Below are 20508 nucleotides of genomic sequence, written 5' to 3'. Positions count from 1 at the left end.
CCGACAGGAAACCTCAAGTGACACATATCCATACGCGCAGCGGCGCACAGAACGTCGGCCTGCTGAGCGTGGCGGCCTACCGCCCGGGCCGCGTCGTCACCAACGACGAGATCTGTCAGACCATCGAGTCGTCGGACGAGTGGATCTACTCCCGCACCGGTATCAAGAACCGGCGATTCGCCGGTCCCGACGAGTCCGCAGTCACGATGGCGTGCGAGGCCGGACGCCGCGCCTGTGCCGCGGCGGAGCTGTCCGGCTCGGACATCGACGCCGTCATCGTGGCCACCAGCACCAACTTCCGCAACACCCCGCCGTGCGGCCCCCAGGTCGCCACCGAGATTGGCGCACAGGGCATTCCGGCATTCGACATCGCCGCGGGCTGCGCGGGATTCGGCTACTCGCTGGGCGTGGCCGCCGACATGATCCGGTCCGGTAGCGCGGGCCGCATCCTCGTGGTGGGCTCGGAGAAGCTGTCCGACGCCATCGACATGACCGACCGCAGCAATGCCTTCATCTTCGCCGACGGCGCCGCCGCGGTGGTCGTCGGACCGACCGAGGAGCAGGGCATCGGGCCGACCGTCGCCGGCAGCGACGGCGAGCAGTCCAGCGCCATCGTGCAGGACCTCAGCTGGATCGACTACACCGAGAACCCGGCCGGCCCAAGGCCTTTCCTGCGCATGGAGGGCCAGACCGTCTTCCGCTGGGCGGCCTTCCAGATGGTCGACGTCGGCAAGCGTGCCATCGCGGCCGCCGGCCTGACGGTCGACGACATCGACGTGTTCATCCCCCATCAGGCCAACGGCCGGATCAACGAGCTGCTCACCAAGGGGCTCGGACTCAGCCCGGAAACCGTTGTCGCCCAAGATATCCAGGATGCCGGCAACACCTCGGCCGCCTCGATTCCACTGGCGATGTACACCCTGCTGGACACCGGTGAGGCAAAGCCCGGCAGCGTTGCGCTACTCCTGGGGTACGGCGCGGGCCTGGCCTACGCCGCTCAGGTGATCCGGCTCCCCGGATAGCCCTCAGCCCGCCACGGCAGCGAGTCTGCGCTTCTCCTCGTAGAACCGCGCCCGCTCGTCGAGCATGCCCAGGAACCCGACGAGTTCCTCGCGTGCCCGTTCGCCGATGGGGCCGAAATCGTTGCGCTCGAAGATGTTCCAGAAGCGCAGCACCGGCACCAGCACGTCGTCGTGGTGGATGCGCAGGTCGTAGATGCCGGCCTTGGCGATGGTGAGCGCGTTCTTCGCGAAGTCGGCCATGCCCAGACCCGGCATGGCGAAGTTGATGACCTCGTCGCGGATGGCGACCATCGCGTCGTCCGGGGCGATGTCGAGCGCCGCGGCCATCAGGTTGCGGTAGAAGGCCATGTGCAGGTTCTCGTCGGCCGCGATCCGGGCCAGGAGCTGGTCGGCCAGTGGGCATCCCGACGCCCGGCCGGTGTTGCGGTGCGAGACGCGGGTGGCCAACTCCTGGAACGACACATAGGCCAGCACCGACAACGCGCTGCGGTCCCCGGCGTCGTAGCCGGCGACGGTGTGCTCCATGCGCAGTCGTTCCAGGGCGACGGGATCGACGCCGCGAGTGACCACCAGGTAGTCCCGCAGCGCGATGCTGTGGCGACCTTCCTCGGCCGTCCACTGCCCGATCCAGGTGCCCCAGGCGCCGTCGCGGGAGAAGCGGGTGGCGATCTCACGGTGATATGACGGCAGATTGTCCTCGGTCAGCAGGTTGACGGTCAGGGCGGTCTTGGCGACCGGGTCCAGCGGCGAGTCCTCCGGCTGCCAGTCCTCGCCGCCCAGGAAAGCGAAGTCCCGCCCGCGGCTCCACGGCACGTAGTCGTGCGGGAACCATTCCTTCGCCATCTTCAGGTGCCGGTCGAGGTTCTGCGCGACGACGGGCTCCAGTTCGTACAGCACTGCGGCCTGGGTATCCATGGGTCAATCCCTTCATCGGTGGTCGGCGTCGGTCCACACCTTCACGAACCTACGGTACCGTAAACTACGGTACCGTAGGTTAGCGTGCGATGACCAGATGGTGACGACCACTTCACGAAAAAGCCCGGCCTGTGGCATGACCACAGACCGGGCTTTTTGATCAACAACCCCTGGGGAAACCCATCAGCCCCGCAGCGCCGAGACGAAGATCGCGGGCAGCTTGGCCCAGCTCGGCTTGCCCGTGAACGCCGTGAGGAGCCGTCCGGTCGAGGCAGCCGTGCGGTTGTTGACGAACCACGGCGGCTTCGGCGAGATGGAGAGTTCTCCCCCGACCAGCGAGCGCGGCGACGGGCGGAACGGCCCCCGCACCACGGTGCGCTCGGGCTTCTCGAGCAGGAAACCGTTGTGCACCACACCGATTCCGCTCTGCACGTCGCTCAGCGTGTGGCCGGGGAAGGCGCCCCAGGTGGCGTGCGGCGTCAGGTAGCCGACGCCGGTCCAGGCGTTGACCGCCACGGTGCCGTAGTGCAGCGTCTCGATCATGGCGTCGAACGCCTTGCCCAGCGCCTTGATGGTGGCCGGCGCCGCGACGATGTTGACGCCCAGGGTGCCGACGAAGTCCTCGTTGGCCAGGCGGGTGGCCTCGCGGACGAACTCGACACCGTCACTGTCGAGATCGACGACGCCGTACACCGGCGAGAAGTACTCGGTGTTGAGCAGTGCGGTGCGGTCCTCGGGATCCACGACCAGCACGCGGTCGCCCAGGCGTTGCGCCTTCGGATACGTGGCCTCGGCGCTGGCGACGCGGGAGTCGGAGCCCGGGTAGTAGGCGGCGCGGTTGGGCGCGGCGGCGATGGCCTTGGTCAGGGCCGCCACGAACTCATCGCGCTGCGCCCACTTCGAGGACAGCACCACGACCTGCGACGCCACGCAGTTGTAGCCGTTGTTGTGCAGCCGCTGCGTGGCAATGTGGTTGGCCTGGAACGCGATATCGGCCTTGCTCCACTTGCCGGGCACCACGATGGTCGGCGACACCCCGCCGAGCTCGCTGGTGATGTCCTTGTGCAGGATCGGCTCGCCGGCGGCCTTGCGCCGGGCGCCCTCTTCCCCGACGCCGAAGACGATGGCGTCGTGCGTCAGCGCACTGCCGGTCATGTGCACGTGGTCCACCGCGTCGTGCTGCACCAGGTAGGTGCCGACATCTGCGCCACCGGTGAGGATCCGCACCGCGCCGAGCGCGATGAACGGCGCCAGCACCTTCGTCAGCACCGGTAGGAGCGGATCGGTGACCGGGTTGAGCTTGAGCGCCACCACCCGGTTGCCCGCGATCAGCTCGTAGATGGTGTCCAGCGGCGCGATCGAGGTGATGTTGCCGGCGCCGAGCACGGCGCCGATCCCGTTGGTCTTGCCCGGATCCCGCTGCGCAAGGCCGGCGGTCCGGATGGCTTCGTCGCGGCTGACGCCCGGCTGCAGCCACACCTGTGCGCTGAATCCCGACAGCAACAGCTTGTCGAATACGTTGAGCGGCAACACGTTAACCGTCGTGCGGCCCGCCGCGGTGCCGAACGTCGCACCGTCCAGCGGACTCTTGCCGGCCTCCAGCTTGGCCAGGCTCGCGGACAACGCCGTGGCCCCGGCGGCCAGCGGGTACGGGCCGGAAATCCATTCCTCACCGACCAGCGGCGACTCCGGATTCAGTTGTTTGATCCGGATCGCGGCCTCGACCCACTCGGCGCCGTGCTGCACCGCCAACTGCTGCACGTCATCGAGAATCTCGCGCCGCCGCGCCAGAGAGGTTGCCGCCCAGGCCTTCTCGCCCTCGGCGAGCTCATTCAGCGCCTGGTCCACCAGGGCTGTGTACGCAATTTCCGTCATGTACTGAATTCTCCCGGTGGTGCGGTCGGTATGGGCCGGAATCAGCCGGCGTGCGCTTCGAATTCCAGCAGCGCGTCGCTGTGGTTGTGCTCGTACGGCTTGGGGCCCTTGCCGAGTGCCCGCTTGGCAACGAGCTGCTGGTACTGCTCGAACGGCGTCGTCCGGCCCCACTTCGCCCGCGCCTCGGCCGGGGTGTAGGTGACGGGGTTCTGGGCGGGAATCTTCATCAGCGTCGGGCCGACGATCGGCGTGGTGTGCGGGGTGGTGAAATCCAGGATCGCCAGTTCCAGGCGCGGGACGCTCGCCACCGCGCGCAGGAGCGGCCGCGCGATGAGCTTGGCGACGAAGTCGTCAGAGTAGTTCTGCGGGATACCGCCGAGGGTGCGCATCCACTTCGGCATGGTCGCGATGATGGCCCGGCGCATCGGCCAGTTGAACACGCGGCGCATCCAGCTCGGCACCCGCTCGGGCAGGATGTGATAGCCCAGGTCGACGAGGTAGTTCATCATGTTCTGGGCGACCTCGGAGCCGGCCATCTGCGGCCGGTACTGCTCGAAGTACTGCTGGATGCCCTCCCGCGTGCGCGGCACGTCGTCGGGGTTGATCGTCTGGAATTCCGCGGCCCGCGCGCACTCTTCCCAGTACTGCCGTTCCTCGGCCTCGGTCAGCTTGCCCGGGCCGAACATCTCGTAGGTGTAGAGGATCGAGTGCCACGCGGTCAGGTGGATCCACAGCTGCGAGTACGGGTCGTTGGCGTCGAACGGCTTGCCGGTGATCGGCTCCGTGCCGATGGCCTTGCCGTGAATCTTGACCAGGATCTCCGAAGCGTCCAGCACGGCCTCGGCGTCACCGAAGGCCACCAGCGCGAAGTACTGCATGGTGCGGTCGTAGCGCAACCGGGTGCGGGCGTACACCTGGCCGCTGGCGTCCACGGCGGCGGCCAGGTAGGGGTCGAGGTGCTCGATGGTCACGGCGCGGGCGAAGCCCAGCAGCAGCGACGTCGGGTAGCTCCACACCCGCCAGGTGACGGAGTCGGGTCCGAAGAAGCCGTAGTCGACCGCGGGCGTCAGCTCTGTGTCCGTGACCGGTAGCCCGGCGACGCGGCGAAAAGTGGCGACAGCATCCATCGTCGTTCCCCTTTGAACATGAAGGCGCCACCCACTGGCGCGGTGCGCTTAATGGTACGGCACGTACCACTAGATAGCTAGACTCCCACTGATTGGCTGCATCAGGTAACTCCCGACCAGGTACATGAGGTAAACAAGGAGCCATGGCGGATGCCACCACCGGTCGCTGGGCCGGCCAACGCGAGCGCAGGCGCGCTGAGTTCATCGACGCTGCCCTCGTCGTGATCGAGCAACACGGGCCCCAGACCTCGACCGAGCAGATCGCCGCCCACGTCGGCGTCAGCCGGACCAAGCTCTATCGGCACTTCGTCGACGCCGCGGACCTGCAACGCGAGGTCGCGCACCGGACCAGCGAGATGATCACCGCCGAACTCGCGCCGGTGTGGCGGCCCGAGGGCAGCATGGCGCAGATCGTCAGGGCCGGCGTGAGCGCGCACGTCCACTTCCTGACGCAACACCCGAACCTGTACCGGTACCTGCAGCGATGCTCCATCGATGAGGGCTTCAACGCGTTCGCCGACATCAAGATCACCATCGCCAACCTGCTGACCGCGGTCCTCAAGGTGTACGTGGCCGCCTTCGATGTGAAGGCTGATGCCGAGCGGTTGTCGTATGGCATCGTCGGCCTCGTCGAGACCGCCGCGGGGCACTGGCTCGAACAACCGCTGCGCGACACCCAGGACGCGCTGGTCGACGACCTGACCCGCTGGATCTGGTTGATGCTCGACGACTCACTGCGCGCGGGCGGCGTCTACGTCGCCGCGGACGAAATCCTGCCGCCGGCAGCAGAGATCGCCGAGAACGCCGATCGCTACCGCGACCCGGCCCGCCTGCAGGCCCTGAATCTCTAGCGGCGTCAGGTCGCGTCGGGGTCGAACTGCGGCGTCTGCGACTGCGGGGCCGCCCCCGGAGCGCCCGGTGTGGGCGGGATGCCGTTGACCTCGGGCGTGGTCAGCGGCTTGGTCTGGTCCGGCGGCGCGGGAGTGTCGAAGGCGCTGGTGAGGAACGAGTCGTCACCGTCGAGCAGATGCTTGGTCAGCGCCGCGCGCGGTGTCATGCCGCGCAGTTTCTGCAGCTCACTGAGGGGCTGGCGCAGGTCCTCGAACTCCGGCCCGAGATCCTGACGCAGCTGACTGGTCGCACCGCTGAGGTACTCGCGCACCTGTTTGAGGCTGCCGGCCGTCCACCGGATGGCGCCGGGCAACCGCTCCGGGCCCAGGATCACGAGGCCCGCGATGACCAGCACGAGCATCTCGCCCCATCCGATGTTGCCGAACATCAGCTGGCCGGGGTGTCTGCGTTGGGAACGACGGTGAGCGTCACGTGCCGGCCGTCGCGGATCACCTCGATGGGCGCGGGCTGACCGATCTGCAGCTGACGCACCGCGACCACGAACTCGTCGGCGTCGGCGACCTTGCGGTTGCCGACCTTGACCACGACGTCGTTCTCGAGGATGCCGCCCTTCTCCGCGGGGCTGCCGGCGACGACGTTCACGACCTGGGCACCCGAGGCGACCTTGTCGCTGGCCGACTTGGCGTTGAGGCCCAGCGTCGGGTGGAAGATCTTGCCGTCCTTGATCAGGACCTCGACGGTGGCCTTGACCTCGTTCACGGGGATGGCGAACCCGAGACCACTTGCGCTGTCGGACAACGACTTTCCGGCCGTGTTGATCCCGATGACCTCGGAGTTCATGTTGATCAGCGGGCCACCCGAGTTGCCGTGGTTGATCGAGGCGTCGGTCTGGATGCCATCGATGACGGTGTCGGTGTCGGAGCCTTCACCGGACAGCGGCACCGGACGGTGCAGTGCGCTGATGATGCCGTGCGTGACGGTGCTGCGCAGACCCAGCGGGGCGCCGGCCGCGATGACCTCGTCGCCGACCTTGACCTTCTCGGCGTCACCGAACTTCGCCACGGTCAGGTTGTCGACGTTGTCGACCTTCAGCACCGCGAGGTCGGTCTTGGGATCCCGGCCGACGAGGTTCGCCGGCACCTGCTTGCCGTCGTTGAACACCACGGAGATGTGGTACTGGCTGGGGTTCTTGGCCGCGTCGGAGATGACGTGGTTGTTGGTGACGACGTAGCCGCGGCCGTCGACCACGACACCGGAACCCTGCGATCCGTCGGTGTCGCCCATCGCCTCGATGGTGACCACCGAATCCGCCACGGCGGCAGCGACTTTCGCGAACCGCCCCTCGGGCAGGTCGCCGCCGTCACTGGTCTTCAAGGTGACCTTGGACGTGGTGAAGGCCTCGACCACCTCGGCGGTCTTGCGCCCGACGACACCGCCGAGCACGCCGATGACCAACGCCAGCAGGGCCAGCACCGCGAGCGCCGTCATCGAGACCTTGCGGCCGAACAGCACGTCACGCACACCGAGCTTGCCGACAGGAGCGGCGACCACCACCGGCGGCGGCGGGGGCAGTGCCGGGGTGCCGAGCGACGGCGCGGCCGACGGATCCCGCCACGGGTCGGCAACAGCGTCGTCGTCGTCCTGGGCCTCGGCCTCCAGCGCGCCGGCGTCGGCGGGGTGGCGCTGCAGGGAATCGACGCCACCGGCGGGCCGGCCGAAGGCTTCGGCGAGCACGGGATCGGGCGCCTGGTTGGTCGGGGTGTACTCGCCCTGGTTACGAATCTGATCCTCGGCGAGGAAGGAACCGGTGAAGCCCTCTGGCCGGCCGAACGCGCGCTGCGACGCCGGGTCCACCGGGGTACGCGTCACCGGACGCGGAGCCAGACGGGGGCGATCTCCGGACATGTCCTGATTCGTCACCGGTTTTCCACTCCCCATCTGCTGGCTCTATCCGCACGACCCGCATTGACGGGCGTCTCGGTCACTCAAAATTCAGGGTCAACCCTACCGGCGCCGACGACGTTCCCGCGGCGGCCGATCGGCAAAGTCCTGGTCATCGATTCCGGATGTCTGGATTTCCGCGAACTGCATCGATGTGTCGTTGGGGATGTTCGCCAACGCACCCAGCAACGCAGTGGGCGCGATGATCGGGCACGAATCGCGCAATGCGCTCCGGGCTTGCCCCTGGGCATCGACCTCGGCGGCGCAATCCGGGCACTGAGACAGGTGATGGGCGGCGCGCAGATGCGCACCCATCTGCAGCTCACCATCGACGAATGCGGCGATGGCCTCGATCGACAGGTGCTCCGTCGACCCGAAGCGGCGTGGGCCGACGGGTCCGTCAGTCTGGGAGGCGAACTGCGCGGGTAGCCAGGAGAACGCACGACGGAACAACTGTCCCCGGTCGACCATCACCGAGCTCCTCTCCGCGCCACGCCTTCGTCCGTGTTGCCGTTACTACTGAATGTAGCGCGACAACCTGGGACGGATACGTCACAACGCTCAGGCGGACTTGGCGGAGATGGCCGCGGCCGCCTCGGAGTAGTCACCCGGATGACTGGCGAGGTACTCGCGCAGCGCCTGCCGGCCCCGGTGGATACGGCTGCGCACGGTGCCGAGCTTGACGTCGAGCGTCGCGCCGATCTCCTCGTACGACAGACCCTCGATGTCACACAGCACCACGGCGGCACGGAACTCCGGCGGCAGCGAGTCGAGCGCGGCCTGCAGGTCCGGTCCCAGCCGCGAGTCGTGGTACAGCTCCTCGGGGTTCGGGTCATCGGCCGGCACGCGGTCGTAGTCCTCGGGCAGCGCCTCCATCCGGATGCGGGTGCGGCGGCGGACCATGTCCAGGAACAGGTTGGTGGTGATGCGGTGCAGCCAGCCTTCGAAGGTGCCGGGCTGGTAGTTCTGCACCGAGCGGAACACCCGGATGAACGTCTCCTGCGTGAGGTCCTCGGCGTCCTGCGGGTTACCCGACAGACGGTAGGCCAGCCGGTACACCCGGTCGGCGTGCTGGCGGACCAGCTCGTCCCAGGACGGCATGGTGGCCACATCGCCGGTGGCATCGAAGACGGCGGTGCCGGTCAATTCGTCGCTGACTTCAGCCCAATCCACTTCGGCGTCGGCGACCGGGACATGGGACATGTGGGTCGGGGCGAGCTTTGTGGGGGCCGGCATGGCGGTCGTGGCAATCTCCAGTTCCGTAGTTTCCGCGTCGTTGGCACATGACGCATCAGCAGAAACCGGTACCTGGAGTCCGATATTCCCGATTCCGCGGATGTCCGGCGACTGCCGAACTCCGGAATCGGCTTGCAGATCGTTCACACTCGCGTGCATGGCGATTACGGTTCCCCACCCTGGTGAGGTTGATGTATGAGCAAACTGAACTTTTCCTGAGAAACCCCGCGTCAGCTCCATGACCTGCGAATACCCGTTATATGTTCGCCAAAACTTAACCTTGGGTCTCGGGCGTGGCGCGTCGCCGCTCAGGATTGCTCCGCCGCCGCCCGAGAGCGCGGCCGTATTGCGCGTGTACTGAGCGGCGGCACGCTGGGCGTTCGTTACGCTGCGCACATGTCCAGCACCGATGACCCGACGGTTTCGGCCGGTAGCAACCAGCCTGACCCGGCGCAGCCGGCCCCGGCGGCACCCGCCCAGGCACCGGCCCAGCCCGTCGCTGCTGCCGCTCCCAAAGCGAGCACGGCCGAGGCCATCGTCAAGCACGCCGAGCGGTCCATCACCGAAGAACCCATCACCGCCGCGGCCCGGGAGCGGGCCGAGGAGAGTGGGGCCAACCCCGTCACCCCGGCGGTCGGCGCACTGCTGAGCGTGCTGGCGAAGATCGCGTCGGCCAAGGCCGTCGTCGAGGTCGGCACCGGCGCCGGCGTCAGCGGGCTGTGGCTGCTGTCCGGCATGCGCGAAGACGGCGTGCTGACCACCATCGACATCGAGCCCGAGCATCAGCGGCTGGCCAAGCAGGCGTTCGTCGCCGCGGGTGTCGGGCCGTCGCGGACCCGGCTGATCGTGGGCCGCGCGCAGGAAGTGCTCACCCGGCTGGCCGACGAGTCCTACGACCTGGTGTTCATCGACGGCGAGCCCGTGGACCAGCCGCAGTTCGTCACCGAGGGCGTCCGCCTGCTGCGACCGGGCGGCGTGATCGTGGTGCACCGCGCCGCGCTCGGCGGCCGTGCCGGCGACGCCGCCGCCAACGACCGCGACGTGACGGCCGTGCGGGAGGCCACCCGCGCCATCGCCGAGGACGAGCGGCTGACCCCGGTCCTGGTCCCGCTGGGCGACGGGCTCCTGGCCGCCGTCCGCGACTAGCCATTCCCGCGAGCGTGCGTGTCTGCACCTAGACACGCCGCTCCACCCGTGCTGTTCGCGCACGTTCGCCGCCGCTGAGCGGGACCAAAATGCACACGCCTGACGGCGTGGCGGCTGCAGACACGCACGCTCGCCGCTGGATCAACGGCCGCCAAGCATCGGCTCACGCCGCGCCGTTGACGTCGCTGTCGAATCTTTACGAGCTCTTGACGGGTCAGATCCTTGACGACCGACTGAACGCGTGTTTAGCGTATTGAACATGCGTTCAGTCGAGGACCTCACCACCGTCGCCCGTATCCGCGATGCGGCCATCGAACAGTTCGGCCAGCACGGGTTCTCGGCCAGCGTCCGCAGCATTGCGACGGCCGCCGGGGTCAGCGCGGCTTTGGTGATCCACCACTTCGGCTCCAAGGAGAAACTGCGCGAAGCCTGCGACGCCTACGTCATCGAGACCGTCCGGGCCGCCAAGACCGAGTCGATGCAGAACGCCAGCCCGAGCGCGTGGTTCGCGCAGCTCGCCGAGATCGAATCCTTCGCACCCATGACCGCCTACCTGATGCAGGCATTGCAGACCGGCGGCGAACTGTCGAAGTCGCTGTGGCAGAACATGATCGAGAACACCGAAGGCTATCTCGAAGAGGGCGTCCGCGCCGGCACCATCAAGCCGAGTCACGACCCCAGGGCGCGCGCCCGCTTCCTGGCCCTGACCAGTGGCGGTGCCTTCCTGACGTACATCCAGTTGCACGACAACCCGACGGACTATCGCCAGGTGCTGCACGACTACGCGCAGGACATGGTGCTGCCCGCACTCGAGGTGTACACCGAGGGCCTGATGGCCGATTCGACGATGTACGAAGCCTTTCTGGCGCAACAGGAATCAGGCCAACCCATCGTCACCAGCACCGAGGAGTGAATGTGAACGCCGCTATCGAAATCGACACCCTGACAAAGAACTTCGGGGCGGTCCGGGCACTCGACGGACTGAACCTGAGGGTCGAGCGGGGTGAGGTGCACGGCTTCCTGGGGCCCAACGGCGCAGGCAAGTCGACGACGATCCGCATCCTGCTGGGGCTCGTTCGCGCCGACTCCGGTTCGGTCCGGCTGCTCGGCGGTGACCCGTGGACCGACTCCGTGGCATTGCACCGCCACATCGCTTATGTACCAGGCGATGTCACGCTGTGGCCGACGCTGACCGGCGGCGAGACAATCGATCTGCTGGCCCGGATGCGCGGTGGCATCGACGAAAAACGCCGCGCCGAACTCACCGAGCGGTTCGACCTGGACACCACCAAGAAGACCCGTACGTACTCCAAGGGCAACCGGCAGAAGATCTCCCTGGTCTCGGCTTTCGCCTCCAACGCCGACCTGCTGTTACTCGACGAACCCAGCAGCGGCCTGGATCCATTGATGGAGAACATCTTCCAGCAGTGCGTCGCCGAGGCCGCCGGACGGGGCACCACCGTCCTGCTGTCGAGCCACATCCTGGCCGAGACCGAGCGACTGTGCCAGCGGGTGACGATCATCAGGGCCGGCCGGACCGTCGAGAGCGGAACGCTGGAGTCGATGCGGCACCTGTCGAGCACCACCATCAAGGCCGACATGATCAACAACCCGGGCCGGATCGACCACCTCCCAGGGGTTTCCGACATCTTCTTCGACGGCCGGATGCTCACAGCCCGCGTCGAATCGGAGAGTCTCGGCGCGGTCATCAAGGCACTCGGCGATGCCGGTGTGCGCTCACTGGTGAGCCAGCCGCCCACGCTGGAGGATCTGTTCCTGCGGCACTACGACAGTGGCCGGAACCGCCGCGAACCCGAGCAGGTGCGGGCATGACCGCCGTCCTGGACCGCCCGGCCCGGCCCGCCCGGCCGGCCGCCGGGGCCTCCAGCTTCACCGGAACCCTTGGGCTGCTTCGTCTTTACCTGCGCACCGACCGGATCGTGCTGCCCCTGTGGGTGCTGCTGCTGTCTCTGCCACTGTCCACGGTGTACATCGGCAGCATCGAGGCCGTCTACCCCACCGCGGCGGCCCGCGCCGGATTCGCGGCGAGCATCATGGCCAGCCCGGCCCAGCGCGCGATCTACGGCAACATCTACAACGACAGCCTGGGCGCGGCCGGCATCTGGAAAGCCGGCATGTTCCACGTGCTGATCGCCGTCGCCGTGATCCTCACGATGATCCGGCACACCCGCGCCGATGAAGAGGCCGGCCGCACCGAACTCATCGACTCGACGGCCGTCGGCCGCAACGCGAGCCTGACCGCCGCGCTGCTGTTGACCGGTGGCGGCTCGCTGCTCACCGGTTGGCTCGGCTTCCTCGGCCTCCTGAATACCGATGTGCCCGTGGCGGGTTCACTGGCGTTCAGCTGCGCGCTGGCCGCCTCCGGGTTGGTGTTCACCGCCGTCGCCGCCGTGGCCGCGCAGCTCTCGGCCAGCGCGCGCGTCGCCCGCGGTATCGCCTTCGGCGTTCTCGGCGCCGCGTTCACGCTGCGCGCGGTGGGCGACGCCAGTGGCAGCGAACTGTCCTGGGCCTCTCCCCTGGGCTGGTCACTGCTGGTCCGCCCGTATGCCGGTGACCGGTTCGGTGTGCTGGCACTGCACCTGACACTGACCGTCGCCCTGGTGGTACTGGCGTACCAATTGCAGGGCGCCCGCGATGTCGGAGCCGGGATGTTCGCCGAGCGGCGCGGCCGGCCTCGGGCCACCGGAATGCTCAGCGGCCCAACAGGGTTGGCCTGGCGGCTGACCCGCGGCTCGGTCCTGGTATGGACCGTCGGGCTGGGGCTGTACGGGCTGCTCGTCGGCAGCGTCGTACACGGCATCGGCGACGAGCTGGGCGGCAGCGGCTCGGCACGCGACATCATCACGCGTCTCGGCGGTACCAGCGCACTGGAGGAAGCGTTCATCTCGATCGCCTTCAACATGCTCGGCATGGTCGCCGCCGCGTTCGCGGTATCGCTGGCCCTGCGGCCGCATCAAGAGGAGACCGGCCAGCGCGCCGAGACGTTACTCGCCGGAGCCGTGAGCCGGATCCGTTGGCTGACCGGCTATCTGGCCATCGCGCTCGCCGGCACCACGGTCGCGATGCTGACGTCGGGCCTGCTGGCCGGCCTGACGTACGGCGCGGCGGCCGACGACCTCGGCGGCAAACTGCCCCTGGTGCTGGGCTCGGCAGCAGTGCAACTGCCCGCCATCTGGCTCCTGATCGCAGTGACGACCGTGTTGTTCGGGGCAGCGCCGCGATTCACTCCGGTGGCGTGGGGCGCCCTGGTCGGCTTCATCGCGGTGTATCTGCTTGGTTCGCTGGCGAATTCACCGCACTGGGTGCTGGACCTCGATCCGTTCAGCCATATCCCGCGGGTTGGTTCGGGTACCTTCACCGCGACGCCACTGGTCTGGCTGCTGGCTCTGGACGCAACTCTGATCATCCTGGGCGCCTTGGCTTTCCGGCGCCGTGATCTACGGTAGGAGAAATCATGAAACTCGCTCTGCAGGCGCTCGCCTCGGCGGCCGGGGGCATCGTCTTCTTCGCGGTGCTGCTGTGCGTGCCGGCCGGCACCATCCACTATTGGCAGGCTTGGGTTTTCATCGCGGTCTTCATGGTCGCGACCATGGGCCCGAGCATGTACCTGGCCATCAAGCGCCCCGAGGCGCTGGCGCGACGGATGCACGGCGGCCCGACGGCCGAGACGCGCCCGATTCAGAAGGTGGCGATCTGGGCGATCCTCGCGTCGGTGATCGGAACCGGCATCGTCAGCGCACTCGACTGGCGTTTCGGGTGGTCCTACGTGCCGACGGCCGTCGTCATCCTCGGCAACGTCGTCGTCGCGGTGTCGCTGCTGGCGGCCCAGTGGGTCGTCATCCAGAACAACTTCGCGGGCGCGAGCATCTCGGTCGAGGAAAACCAGCCGGTCATCTCCACCGGCCTGTACGGCATCGTGCGGCACCCGATGTACATCTGCGCACTGATCATGATGCTCGCGACCCCGCTGGCACTGGGCTCCTACTGGGGGCTCATCCCGGTGCTGGCCGCCGCCCCGGCGCTCATGGCGCGCATCTTCGACGAGGAGAAGATGCTGCGCGCCGAACTGCCCGGCTACGTCGATTACACCCACAAGGTGCGCTACCGGTTGCTCCCCTACGTCTGGTGACACCGCGGGATTTGTGCACGAAAATCCGCGGACAGCGCGGGAAATCGTGCACAAATCCCGGAGACTGAACGGGTGGAACTGTTCACCGGCCTCGGTCTGGCCACCGCGTCGGGCCTCAACGCCTACATTCCCCTGCTGGCGATGGGCCTGCTGGGACGCTTCACCAACCTCGTGGAGCTCCCGCACCCGTGGGCGTGGTTGACCAACGGCTGGGTGATCGGCATCGTGGCCGTGCTGTTGGTCGTCGAGATCGTCGCCGACAAGGTGCCCGCCCTCGACAGCGTCAACGACGTCATCCAGACGTTCGTGCGGCCGACGTCCGGCGGCATCGTCTTCGGCTCCGGCACCGCGGCACAGACTGCCGCCGTCACCGATCCCGGCGCGTTCGCCAGTTCCGGTCAGTGGATTCCCGTGGTGATCGGGGCCGTCACCGCGCTCGTGGTGTCGCTGACCAAGTCGACGGTGCGGCCCGTCGCCAATGTCGCCACCGGCGGGCTCGCGGCACCCGTGCTGAGCACGGTGGAAGACGTGGCCAGCGTCGGGCTGGTGATCGTCGCGATCGTGCTGCCGGTGCTGGTTGTCGTCGCGCTCGCGCTGCTGGTCTGGGCGGCGGTGGCGCTACTCCGCCGCAGACGCCGCCGGACGCCCGATGCGGCCGTCTAGATCCAGACGCCCTTACCGACCGCGACGACGCCGCCGGCACTGACCGAGAAGCGTTCGCGGTCCTTCTCCAGGTCCACGCCGACCATCTCGCCGGGGCCGACGACGACGTTCTTGTCCAGGATGGCGTGCCGCACCACGGCACCGCGCCCGACGCGGGCGCCGGGCATGATCACGCTGCCCTCCACGATGGCGCCGTCGTCGATCACGACGTTGGACGACAACACCGAATTGCGCACCGACGCAGCCGAGATGATGCTGCCCGCGCCGACGACCGATTCCTGGGCCGAGCCGCCGTTGACGAACTTGGCCGGGGCCAGATGCTCCGACTCACCGAGGATGGGCCAGCGCCGGTTGTAGAGGTTGAACACCGGGTGCACCGACACCAGGTCCATATGGGCGTCGTAGAACGCGTCGAGCGTGCCGACGTCGCGCCAGTAGCCGTGGTCGCGCTCGGTGGCGCCGGGCACCTCGTTGTCGTTGAAGTCGTAGACGGCGGCCATTCCGTCGGCCACCATCTGCGGGATGATGTTGCCGCCCATGTCGTGGTCGGAGTCGTGGTTCTCGGCGTCCACCCGGATGGCGTCAATGAGCGCCTTGGTGGTGAACACGTAGTTGCCCATGGAGACGAACGTCTGCTCGGGGTCGTCGGGCGTGCCCGGCGGGTCGGCCGGCTTCTCGACGAAGCTGCGGATGCGGCCGGACTCGTCGGCGTCGATGCAGCCGAACGCCGACGCCTCGGCGCGCGGCACCCGGATGCCGGCGACCGTCGCGCCCGCTCCGCTCTCGATGTGGAACCGCACCATCTGCTCGGGGTCCATGCGGTACACGTGATCGGCCCCGAAGACCACGATGTAGTCGGGGTCCTCGTCGTAGATGAGGTTCATCGACTGATAGATGGCGTCGGCCGAGCCGGTGTACCAGCGCGGGCCCAGGCGCTGCTGCGCCGGGACCGGGGTGATGTACTCGCCGGCCAGGCCCGACAGCCGCCAGTTCTGCGAGATGTGCCGGTCCAGTGAGTGCGACTTGTATTGCGTCAGAACACAAATCCGCAGGTATCGGGCGTTGACGAGGTTCGACAGGACGAAGTCGATGAGGCGGTAGGCGCCGCCGAACGGGACGGCGGGCTTTGCGCGGTCCGCCGTCAGCGGATACAGCCGTTTGCCCTCACCGCCGGCCAAGACGATTCCCAGCACCTGCGGCTGTTCCCTCATGCCACCAAACCTAGTAGCCACCAACCGAAGCGGCCAGACATACGCCCCAACCCGTCGCACGCGTTAACGTCATCGACATGCGGGTGGCGATGATGACGCGGGAGTATCCACCGGAGGTCTACGGCGGCGCGGGCGTGCATGTGACCGAGCTCGTCGGGCAGCTCACGAAGCTGTGCGACGTCGACGTGCACTGCATGGGCGTGCAGCGGCGGGACGCCTTCGTGGCCCAGCCCGATCCCCTGCTCGCCGGCGCCAATGCGGCCCTGACGACGCTGTCGGCAGATCTGGCGATGGTCAACAACGCGTTCGCCGGGCCGGCTGCCATGCCGAACGTGGTGCATTCGCACACCTGGTACACCGGCATGGCCGGGCATCTCACCGCGCTGCTCCACGGCATCCCGCACGTGCTGACCGCGCACTCGCTCGAGCCGCGGCGGCCGTGGAAGGCCGAGCAGCTCGGTGGCGGCTACCGCATCTCCTCGTGGGTCGAGCGCACGGCGATCGAAGCGGCCGACGCCGTCATCGCGGTCAGTGCCGGCATGCGGGCCGACGTCCTGGCCACCTACCCGCAGCTGGACCCCGCGCGAGTGCACGTGGTGCGCAACGGGATCGACACCGACGACTGGTATCCGGTCGAGGCGGGCCAGACCCTGGTTGACCTCGGGATCGACCCGGACCGGCCGATCGTGGCGTTCGTCGGGCGGATCACCCGGCAGAAGGGTGTCGGTCACCTCATCGCGGCGGCCCACCGGTTCGACCCGGACGTGCAGCTGGTGCTGTGTGCGGGCGCACCCGACACCCCGGAGATCGCGGCCGAGGTGGCGGCCGCGGTGAAAGAGCTCAGCGCGACGCGCGCCGGCGTGCACTGGATCCAGGAGATGCTGCCGCTCGAGAAGATCCGCGAAATCCTGGCGACGGCAACAGTTTTCGTCTGTCCGTCGGTCTACGAACCGCTCGGCATCGTCAACCTCGAAGCGATGGCCTGCGGCACCGCCGTGGTCGCCTCGGACGTCGGCGGCATTCCCGAGGTGGTCGACGAAGGCAGCACAGGGTCACTTGTGCACTACGACGCCGCGGATGCGGTGGGGTTTGAGACAGGGCTCGCGGACGCGGTCAATGCGTTGGTCCGGAACCCGGAACAGGCCCGCACGTTCGGGCAGGCCGGCCGTCGGCGGTGCATCGAGGAGTTCTCCTGGATGCAGGTCGCCCAGCAGACGCTCGACATCTATCGGAGCGTCTGCGGCTGAACTAGCTGGTGACGTTCTTCAGTTCGTCGCCCAGGGCTGCGGCCTCATCCGGGGTCAGCTCGACCACCAGACGACCGCCACCCTCCAGCGGTACCCGCATGACGATGCCGCGCCCCTCTTTGGTTGCTTCCAGTGGACCGTCGCCGGTCCGGGGCTTCATCGCCGCCATCGGGTGCTCCCTCCGCACGCGCCCGGACCGCATCCACGGTCCCGGATCAAGGCCGGATCTACCCACTCAGTGGGTCGGATCACGGCACTGAACTGCAACTGAACTATGTCTATTGTTCCCTATCGCTACCTGAGGGTGTGAAAGACCCGCCCGTCACGCCTCCGACAAGCTGTAACGGGGCACCCAACAGGCCTCGACATGGTCGTCCACCATCCCGGTGGCCTGCATCAACGCATACGCCGTGGTCGGGCCGACGAACCGGAAACCGCGGCGCTTCAGCTCCTTGGCCATGGCCACCGACTCCGGTGTGGTCGCCGGAACCTGCGCCAGGTCGGCCGGCCGCGGCCGCGCCGGTGGCGCGAACGACCACAGCAGCTCGTCGAGGTCCAGGCCCCCGTCGATCACGCGGGCGTTGGCGATGGTCGCCTCGATCTTGGCGCGGTTGCGGACGATGCCCGGGTCGGCCAATAGCCGGTCGATGTCCTTCTCCCCGAAGCCGGCGACCGTGGCCACGTCGAACCCCTTGAACGCCGCCCGGAAGTTCTCCCGCTTGCGCAGGATGACCAGCCACGACAGGCCGCTCTGGAACGCCTCGAGCGAGACCCGTTCGAACAGCGCCTGGGTGCCGCGCAGCGGACGCCCCCATTCGGTGTCGTGGTAGTCGCGGTACAGCACCGCGTCCGCCGACTCACCGATGTTGACCCACCCGCAGCGGGTCCGCTCGGCACTCGTCATTGGTCGGCGTCCGCGGTCTGCGCCCGCAGCGTTGTCAGCTCGCCGCGCAGCGAGTCCAGTTCCTGCGCCAGCCGGTCCAGCACCCAGTCGACCTCGCTGGTCTTGTAGCCGCGCAGGGTCTGCGTGAACTTGACGGCGTCGACGTCGGCGCCGGTGACACCGGATGCGGGGAGCACGGTGGCCGTGGTGCCGCGTGCCAGCGGCGGCAGCTGCTCGCTGCGCCCGAACAGCACGGTGCCCAGCGCGAAGAGCACCACCGCGACGAGGATCAGCACCACGAGGTAGATCAAAATCAGTGTCACACCGACGATCCTGCCGGATGGCACCGACAAGCGCCGCGAGGGCGGGTCAGCGCAGGGTGTTCATGGCGGGACGGTCGATCAGTGACACCGTCGACGTGCGGGGCGTGAAGGTGTCGCCGTCGGCGAAGAACTGTGTCAGGCCGACGCCCGAGTCGCTGATGCCGCAGCGCGACAGCAACGTCGCGATCACCTGACGGCTCATCGAGGCCAACTCGTTCAACGGCCGGTTGCGGTGCGTGCGCACCCCGAGATTGACCTGCGCGATGGCGTCGAGGCCCAGCTTGTCGTAGGTGTCGATCAGCAGACCGATCTCGACGCCGTAGCCCGGCGCGAACCCGACCGACGTCAACAGCTCCCGGGTGCCGGCGTATTCGCCGCCCAACGGCTGCAGCAGGCACGTCAGCTCGGGCCGCAGGGATGCCAACAGGGGCCGTGCCACGAGTTCGGTGACCCGGCCGCCGCCGTTGGCGTCTTCAGTGCCGCCGACCTTCAGCGGCCGCCGGTAGAAGCCCTTGACCAGATGCACCCCGTCGGCGAGCAGCAGGGGGCCCAGGAGCTTGGGCACGAACATCGGGTCGGGGTCGAGCAGGTCGGAGTCGACGAACACGATGATGTCGCCGGTGGTGGCCGCCAGCGAGCGCCACAGCGCCTCACCCTTGCCGGGCTGTACCGGCACCTCGGGCAGCGCCTGTTCCCGGCTGACGACCCGGGCGCCGGCCTCGATGGCACGCAGTTCGGTCTCGTCGGTGGAACCGGAGTCGAGCACGACGAGCTCGTCGACCAGACCACCCAGCAGCGGGCTGATGCTGTCGATGACGTCGGCGACGGTGTCTTCCTCGTTCAGCGCGGGCAACACGACAGAGACGGTCCGGCCAGCCTTGGCGGCCTCGAGCTCGGCGATGGTCCACGCCGGCCGGCTCCAGCTGCGTTCGGCCAGCCACGCATGGCGAGCGATGGATTCAGCAGTCATCTCGGGCATTAGGGTCACGCGAGTCCCCTCACTGTTCGGCTCGGTGGACGCCCGCCCTGGATCGACGCGACCATTTCCAGCACGCGTCGGGTGGGGCCCACCTCGTGCACCCGGAACATGGCGGCGCCGTCAGCGGCGGCGAGTGCCGTCGCGGCCAGCGTCCCCTCCAGGCGCTCGGTCAGTTCGACACCTAAAGTCTCCCCCACGAAATCCTTGTTACTGAGGGCCATCAGGACTGGCCATCCGGTATTTACAAGATCTTTTACGTGGCGCAACAAACTAAGACCGTGGTAAGTGTTCTTGCCGAAATCGTGCGTCGGGTCGATCAGGATGGCGTCCCGCGCGACGCCGACATCGACGGCATGATGCGCCGCTGAGGTGACCTCGGCGATGACGTCGTCCACCACGCCGCGTTCGGTGACGCCGTAGTTGACGCGAAAGGGCCGGGTTCGCGGCACGGCCCCGCCGGTGTGCGAGCAGACCAGTCCCGCGCCGAATTCGGCGGCCACCTCGGGCAGTCCCGGATCGGCGCCGGCCCAGGTGTCGTTGATCAGGTCGGCCCCGGCCGCGCAGGCCTGCTTGGCCACGTTCGCGCGCCAGGTATCGACGCTGATGAGTTGGTCGGGGTACTCGCCGCGGAGCCATTCGATGAACGGCACGACGCGCGCGATCTCCTCGTCGGCGTCCACGGTGCTGCCCGGACCCGCTTTGACGCCGCCGATGTCGATGACGTCGGCCCCGTCGGCGATCTTCTGGTGCGCGGCGTCCTTGGCCGCGCCGTCGCTGAAGGTCGCCCCCCGGTCATAGAAGGAATCCGGGGTGCGGTTGACGATCGCCATGATCAGCGCGCGATCGCCGGCCACCTGGCGACCCAGGAACTGGCCCCTTGCGGAGGACTGCACGACTCCCAGGCTATCGGGCTGCCGCAAATCCGCTCATTCCGCGGC

22 protein-coding genes are annotated in these 20508 nt (G+C 68.0%); 9 read left to right on the top strand and 13 right to left on the bottom strand.

Features of this window, described 5'->3' with window-relative positions:
* The first annotated feature begins 17 nt into the window (after nucleotides 1–17).
* Nucleotides 18–1022 (top strand): beta-ketoacyl-ACP synthase III, encoded by a 1005-nt coding sequence (locus ACJH6J_RS16240; RefSeq protein WP_061007147.1) that lies wholly within the window; start codon nucleotides 18–20, stop codon nucleotides 1020–1022.
* 3 nt (nucleotides 1023–1025) lie between these two features.
* Here ACJH6J_RS16240 and ACJH6J_RS16235 read toward each other — a convergent pair whose 3' ends face one another.
* The 3 genes from ACJH6J_RS16235 to ACJH6J_RS16225 all read right to left on the bottom strand — a co-directional run bounded on the left by ACJH6J_RS16235 (nucleotide 1026) and on the right by ACJH6J_RS16225 (nucleotide 4939).
* On the bottom strand, nucleotides 1026–1937 hold the full coding sequence (locus tag ACJH6J_RS16235; RefSeq protein ID WP_061007148.1) for an acyl-ACP desaturase: 912 nt from the start codon (nucleotides 1935–1937) through the stop codon (nucleotides 1026–1028).
* Nucleotides 1938–2120: 183 nt separating this feature from the next.
* Entirely contained in the window at nucleotides 2121–3812 is a 1692-nt protein-coding gene (locus ACJH6J_RS16230) for an aldehyde dehydrogenase family protein (RefSeq protein WP_061007149.1), read from the bottom strand.
* Nucleotides 3813–3853: 41 nt separating this feature from the next.
* Complete coding sequence (locus ACJH6J_RS16225; protein ID WP_061007150.1) at nucleotides 3854–4939, bottom strand: oxygenase MpaB family protein; 1086 nt, start codon at nucleotides 4937–4939, stop codon at nucleotides 3854–3856.
* A gap of 143 nt (nucleotides 4940–5082) precedes the next feature.
* Between ACJH6J_RS16225 and ACJH6J_RS16220 the strand changes: the two genes are divergently transcribed.
* On the top strand, nucleotides 5083–5790 hold the full coding sequence (locus tag ACJH6J_RS16220; protein ID WP_212812629.1) for a TetR/AcrR family transcriptional regulator: 708 nt from the start codon (nucleotides 5083–5085) through the stop codon (nucleotides 5788–5790).
* A gap of 5 nt (nucleotides 5791–5795) precedes the next feature.
* On the opposite strand, the gene tatB is transcribed toward ACJH6J_RS16220, so the two are convergent.
* The 4 genes from tatB to sigE form a co-directional block, all read right to left on the bottom strand.
* On the bottom strand, nucleotides 5796–6218 hold the full coding sequence (tatB, locus tag ACJH6J_RS16215) for a Sec-independent protein translocase protein TatB (protein WP_406775611.1): 423 nt from the start codon (nucleotides 6216–6218) through the stop codon (nucleotides 5796–5798).
* Nucleotides 6218–7711 (bottom strand): trypsin-like peptidase domain-containing protein, encoded by a 1494-nt coding sequence (locus ACJH6J_RS16210; protein WP_346416948.1) that lies wholly within the window; start codon nucleotides 7709–7711, stop codon nucleotides 6218–6220. The genes tatB and ACJH6J_RS16210 overlap by 1 nt, the downstream gene beginning before the upstream one ends.
* 84 nt (nucleotides 7712–7795) lie before the next feature.
* Complete coding sequence (gene rseA / locus ACJH6J_RS16205) at nucleotides 7796–8203, bottom strand: anti-sigma E factor RseA (protein WP_212812631.1); 408 nt, start codon at nucleotides 8201–8203, stop codon at nucleotides 7796–7798.
* 90 nt (nucleotides 8204–8293) lie between these two features.
* A complete protein-coding gene (gene sigE / locus ACJH6J_RS16200; RefSeq protein ID WP_406784229.1) occupies nucleotides 8294–9127 on the bottom strand; it encodes an RNA polymerase sigma factor SigE in 834 nt (277 codons plus the stop codon).
* A gap of 237 nt (nucleotides 9128–9364) precedes the next feature.
* Between sigE and ACJH6J_RS16195 the strand changes: the two genes are divergently transcribed.
* The 6 genes from ACJH6J_RS16195 to ACJH6J_RS16170 all read left to right on the top strand — a co-directional run bounded on the left by ACJH6J_RS16195 (nucleotide 9365) and on the right by ACJH6J_RS16170 (nucleotide 14927).
* Nucleotides 9365–10114, top strand: a complete 750-nt coding sequence (locus tag ACJH6J_RS16195) for an O-methyltransferase (RefSeq protein WP_346416949.1) — start codon at nucleotides 9365–9367, stop codon at nucleotides 10112–10114.
* Nucleotides 10115–10373: 259 nt separating this feature from the next.
* Nucleotides 10374–11027, top strand: coding sequence for a TetR/AcrR family transcriptional regulator (locus ACJH6J_RS16190; RefSeq protein WP_212812633.1), 654 nt, complete (start codon nucleotides 10374–10376; stop codon nucleotides 11025–11027).
* A complete protein-coding gene (locus tag ACJH6J_RS16185; protein WP_406804206.1) occupies nucleotides 11024–11947 on the top strand; it encodes an ATP-binding cassette domain-containing protein in 924 nt (307 codons plus the stop codon). The genes ACJH6J_RS16190 and ACJH6J_RS16185 overlap by 4 nt, the downstream gene beginning before the upstream one ends.
* Nucleotides 11944–13581: an ABC transporter permease gene (locus tag ACJH6J_RS16180; protein WP_212812635.1), complete on the top strand. Its 1638-nt coding sequence runs from the start codon at nucleotides 11944–11946 to the stop codon at nucleotides 13579–13581. Before ACJH6J_RS16185 ends, ACJH6J_RS16180 begins: the two co-directional genes overlap by 4 nt.
* Before the next feature lie 8 nt (nucleotides 13582–13589).
* Nucleotides 13590–14264 (top strand): isoprenylcysteine carboxylmethyltransferase family protein, encoded by a 675-nt coding sequence (locus ACJH6J_RS16175; RefSeq protein ID WP_212812636.1) that lies wholly within the window; start codon nucleotides 13590–13592, stop codon nucleotides 14262–14264.
* 72 nt (nucleotides 14265–14336) lie between these two features.
* On the top strand, nucleotides 14337–14927 hold the full coding sequence (locus ACJH6J_RS16170; RefSeq protein WP_212812637.1) for a DUF4126 domain-containing protein: 591 nt from the start codon (nucleotides 14337–14339) through the stop codon (nucleotides 14925–14927).
* Here the strand turns inward: ACJH6J_RS16170 and glgC are convergent.
* On the bottom strand, nucleotides 14924–16138 hold the full coding sequence (gene glgC, locus ACJH6J_RS16165) for a glucose-1-phosphate adenylyltransferase (protein ID WP_064857802.1): 1215 nt from the start codon (nucleotides 16136–16138) through the stop codon (nucleotides 14924–14926). The genes ACJH6J_RS16170 and glgC overlap by 4 nt on opposite strands.
* 77 nt (nucleotides 16139–16215) lie before the next feature.
* Between glgC and glgA the strand changes: the two genes are divergently transcribed.
* Nucleotides 16216–17385 carry a glycogen synthase gene (gene glgA, locus ACJH6J_RS16160; protein WP_212812638.1) on the top strand — a complete coding sequence of 390 codons (1170 nt, stop codon included), beginning with the start codon at nucleotides 16216–16218 and terminating at the stop codon, nucleotides 17383–17385.
* 1 nt (nucleotide 17386) lies between these two features.
* On the opposite strand, the gene ACJH6J_RS16155 is transcribed toward glgA, so the two are convergent.
* The 5 genes from ACJH6J_RS16155 to folP form a co-directional block, all read right to left on the bottom strand.
* Nucleotides 17387–17554 (bottom strand): DUF3117 domain-containing protein, encoded by a 168-nt coding sequence (locus ACJH6J_RS16155; protein WP_005059648.1) that lies wholly within the window; start codon nucleotides 17552–17554, stop codon nucleotides 17387–17389.
* A 153-nt stretch (nucleotides 17555–17707) separates the two neighbouring features.
* Nucleotides 17708–18289, bottom strand: coding sequence for a DNA-3-methyladenine glycosylase I (locus tag ACJH6J_RS16150; RefSeq protein ID WP_212812639.1), 582 nt, complete (start codon nucleotides 18287–18289; stop codon nucleotides 17708–17710).
* Complete coding sequence (locus tag ACJH6J_RS16145) at nucleotides 18286–18591, bottom strand: DivIVA domain-containing protein (RefSeq protein ID WP_212812640.1); 306 nt, start codon at nucleotides 18589–18591, stop codon at nucleotides 18286–18288. Before ACJH6J_RS16145 ends, ACJH6J_RS16150 begins: the two co-directional genes overlap by 4 nt.
* Before the next feature lie 46 nt (nucleotides 18592–18637).
* Nucleotides 18638–19570: a glucosyl-3-phosphoglycerate synthase gene (locus ACJH6J_RS16140; protein WP_212814938.1), complete on the bottom strand. Its 933-nt coding sequence runs from the start codon at nucleotides 19568–19570 to the stop codon at nucleotides 18638–18640.
* A 5-nt stretch (nucleotides 19571–19575) separates the two neighbouring features.
* Nucleotides 19576–20400, bottom strand: coding sequence for a dihydropteroate synthase (gene folP, locus ACJH6J_RS16135; protein WP_212814939.1), 825 nt, complete (start codon nucleotides 20398–20400; stop codon nucleotides 19576–19578).
* Nucleotides 20401–20508: the final 108 nt, after the last annotated feature.

The organism is Mycobacterium sp. SMC-18 (assembly GCF_045310895.1).
Lineage (GTDB): Bacteria > Actinomycetota > Actinomycetes > Mycobacteriales > Mycobacteriaceae > Mycobacterium.
Note: the sequence above shows the minus strand (reverse complement) of the source record. Positions and strands in the feature narration are given on the sequence as shown.

Excerpts from the sequence above, each read along its gene's own strand:
- ACJH6J_RS16235 (WP_061007148.1), bottom strand. The coding sequence starts at position 1,937 with ATGGATACCCAGGCCGCAGTGCTGTACGAACTGGAGCCCGTCGTCGCG.
- ACJH6J_RS16230 (WP_061007149.1), bottom strand. The coding sequence starts at position 3,812 with ATGACGGAAATTGCGTACACAGCCCTGGTGGACCAGGCGCTGAATGAG.
- ACJH6J_RS16225 (WP_061007150.1), bottom strand. The coding sequence starts at position 4,939 with ATGGATGCTGTCGCCACTTTTCGCCGCGTCGCCGGGCTACCGGTCACG.
- ACJH6J_RS16220 (WP_212812629.1), top strand. The coding sequence starts at position 5,083 with ATGGCGGATGCCACCACCGGTCGCTGGGCCGGCCAACGCGAGCGCAGG.
- tatB (WP_406775611.1), bottom strand. The coding sequence starts at position 6,218 with ATGTTCGGCAACATCGGATGGGGCGAGATGCTCGTGCTGGTCATCGCG.
- rseA (WP_212812631.1), bottom strand. The coding sequence starts at position 8,203 with ATGGTCGACCGGGGACAGTTGTTCCGTCGTGCGTTCTCCTGGCTACCC.
- sigE (WP_406784229.1), bottom strand. The coding sequence starts at position 9,127 with ATGCACGCGAGTGTGAACGATCTGCAAGCCGATTCCGGAGTTCGGCAG.
- ACJH6J_RS16195 (WP_346416949.1), top strand. The coding sequence starts at position 9,365 with ATGTCCAGCACCGATGACCCGACGGTTTCGGCCGGTAGCAACCAGCCT.
- ACJH6J_RS16190 (WP_212812633.1), top strand. The coding sequence starts at position 10,374 with ATGCGTTCAGTCGAGGACCTCACCACCGTCGCCCGTATCCGCGATGCG.
- ACJH6J_RS16180 (WP_212812635.1), top strand. The coding sequence starts at position 11,944 with ATGACCGCCGTCCTGGACCGCCCGGCCCGGCCCGCCCGGCCGGCCGCC.
- ACJH6J_RS16175 (WP_212812636.1), top strand. The coding sequence starts at position 13,590 with ATGAAACTCGCTCTGCAGGCGCTCGCCTCGGCGGCCGGGGGCATCGTC.
- glgC (WP_064857802.1), bottom strand. The coding sequence starts at position 16,138 with ATGAGGGAACAGCCGCAGGTGCTGGGAATCGTCTTGGCCGGCGGTGAG.
- glgA (WP_212812638.1), top strand. The coding sequence starts at position 16,216 with ATGCGGGTGGCGATGATGACGCGGGAGTATCCACCGGAGGTCTACGGC.
- ACJH6J_RS16155 (WP_005059648.1), bottom strand. The coding sequence starts at position 17,554 with ATGGCGGCGATGAAGCCCCGGACCGGCGACGGTCCACTGGAAGCAACC.
- ACJH6J_RS16150 (WP_212812639.1), bottom strand. The coding sequence starts at position 18,289 with ATGACGAGTGCCGAGCGGACCCGCTGCGGGTGGGTCAACATCGGTGAG.
- ACJH6J_RS16140 (WP_212814938.1), bottom strand. The coding sequence starts at position 19,570 with ATGCCCGAGATGACTGCTGAATCCATCGCTCGCCATGCGTGGCTGGCC.
- folP (WP_212814939.1), bottom strand. The coding sequence starts at position 20,400 with ATGGCGATCGTCAACCGCACCCCGGATTCCTTCTATGACCGGGGGGCG.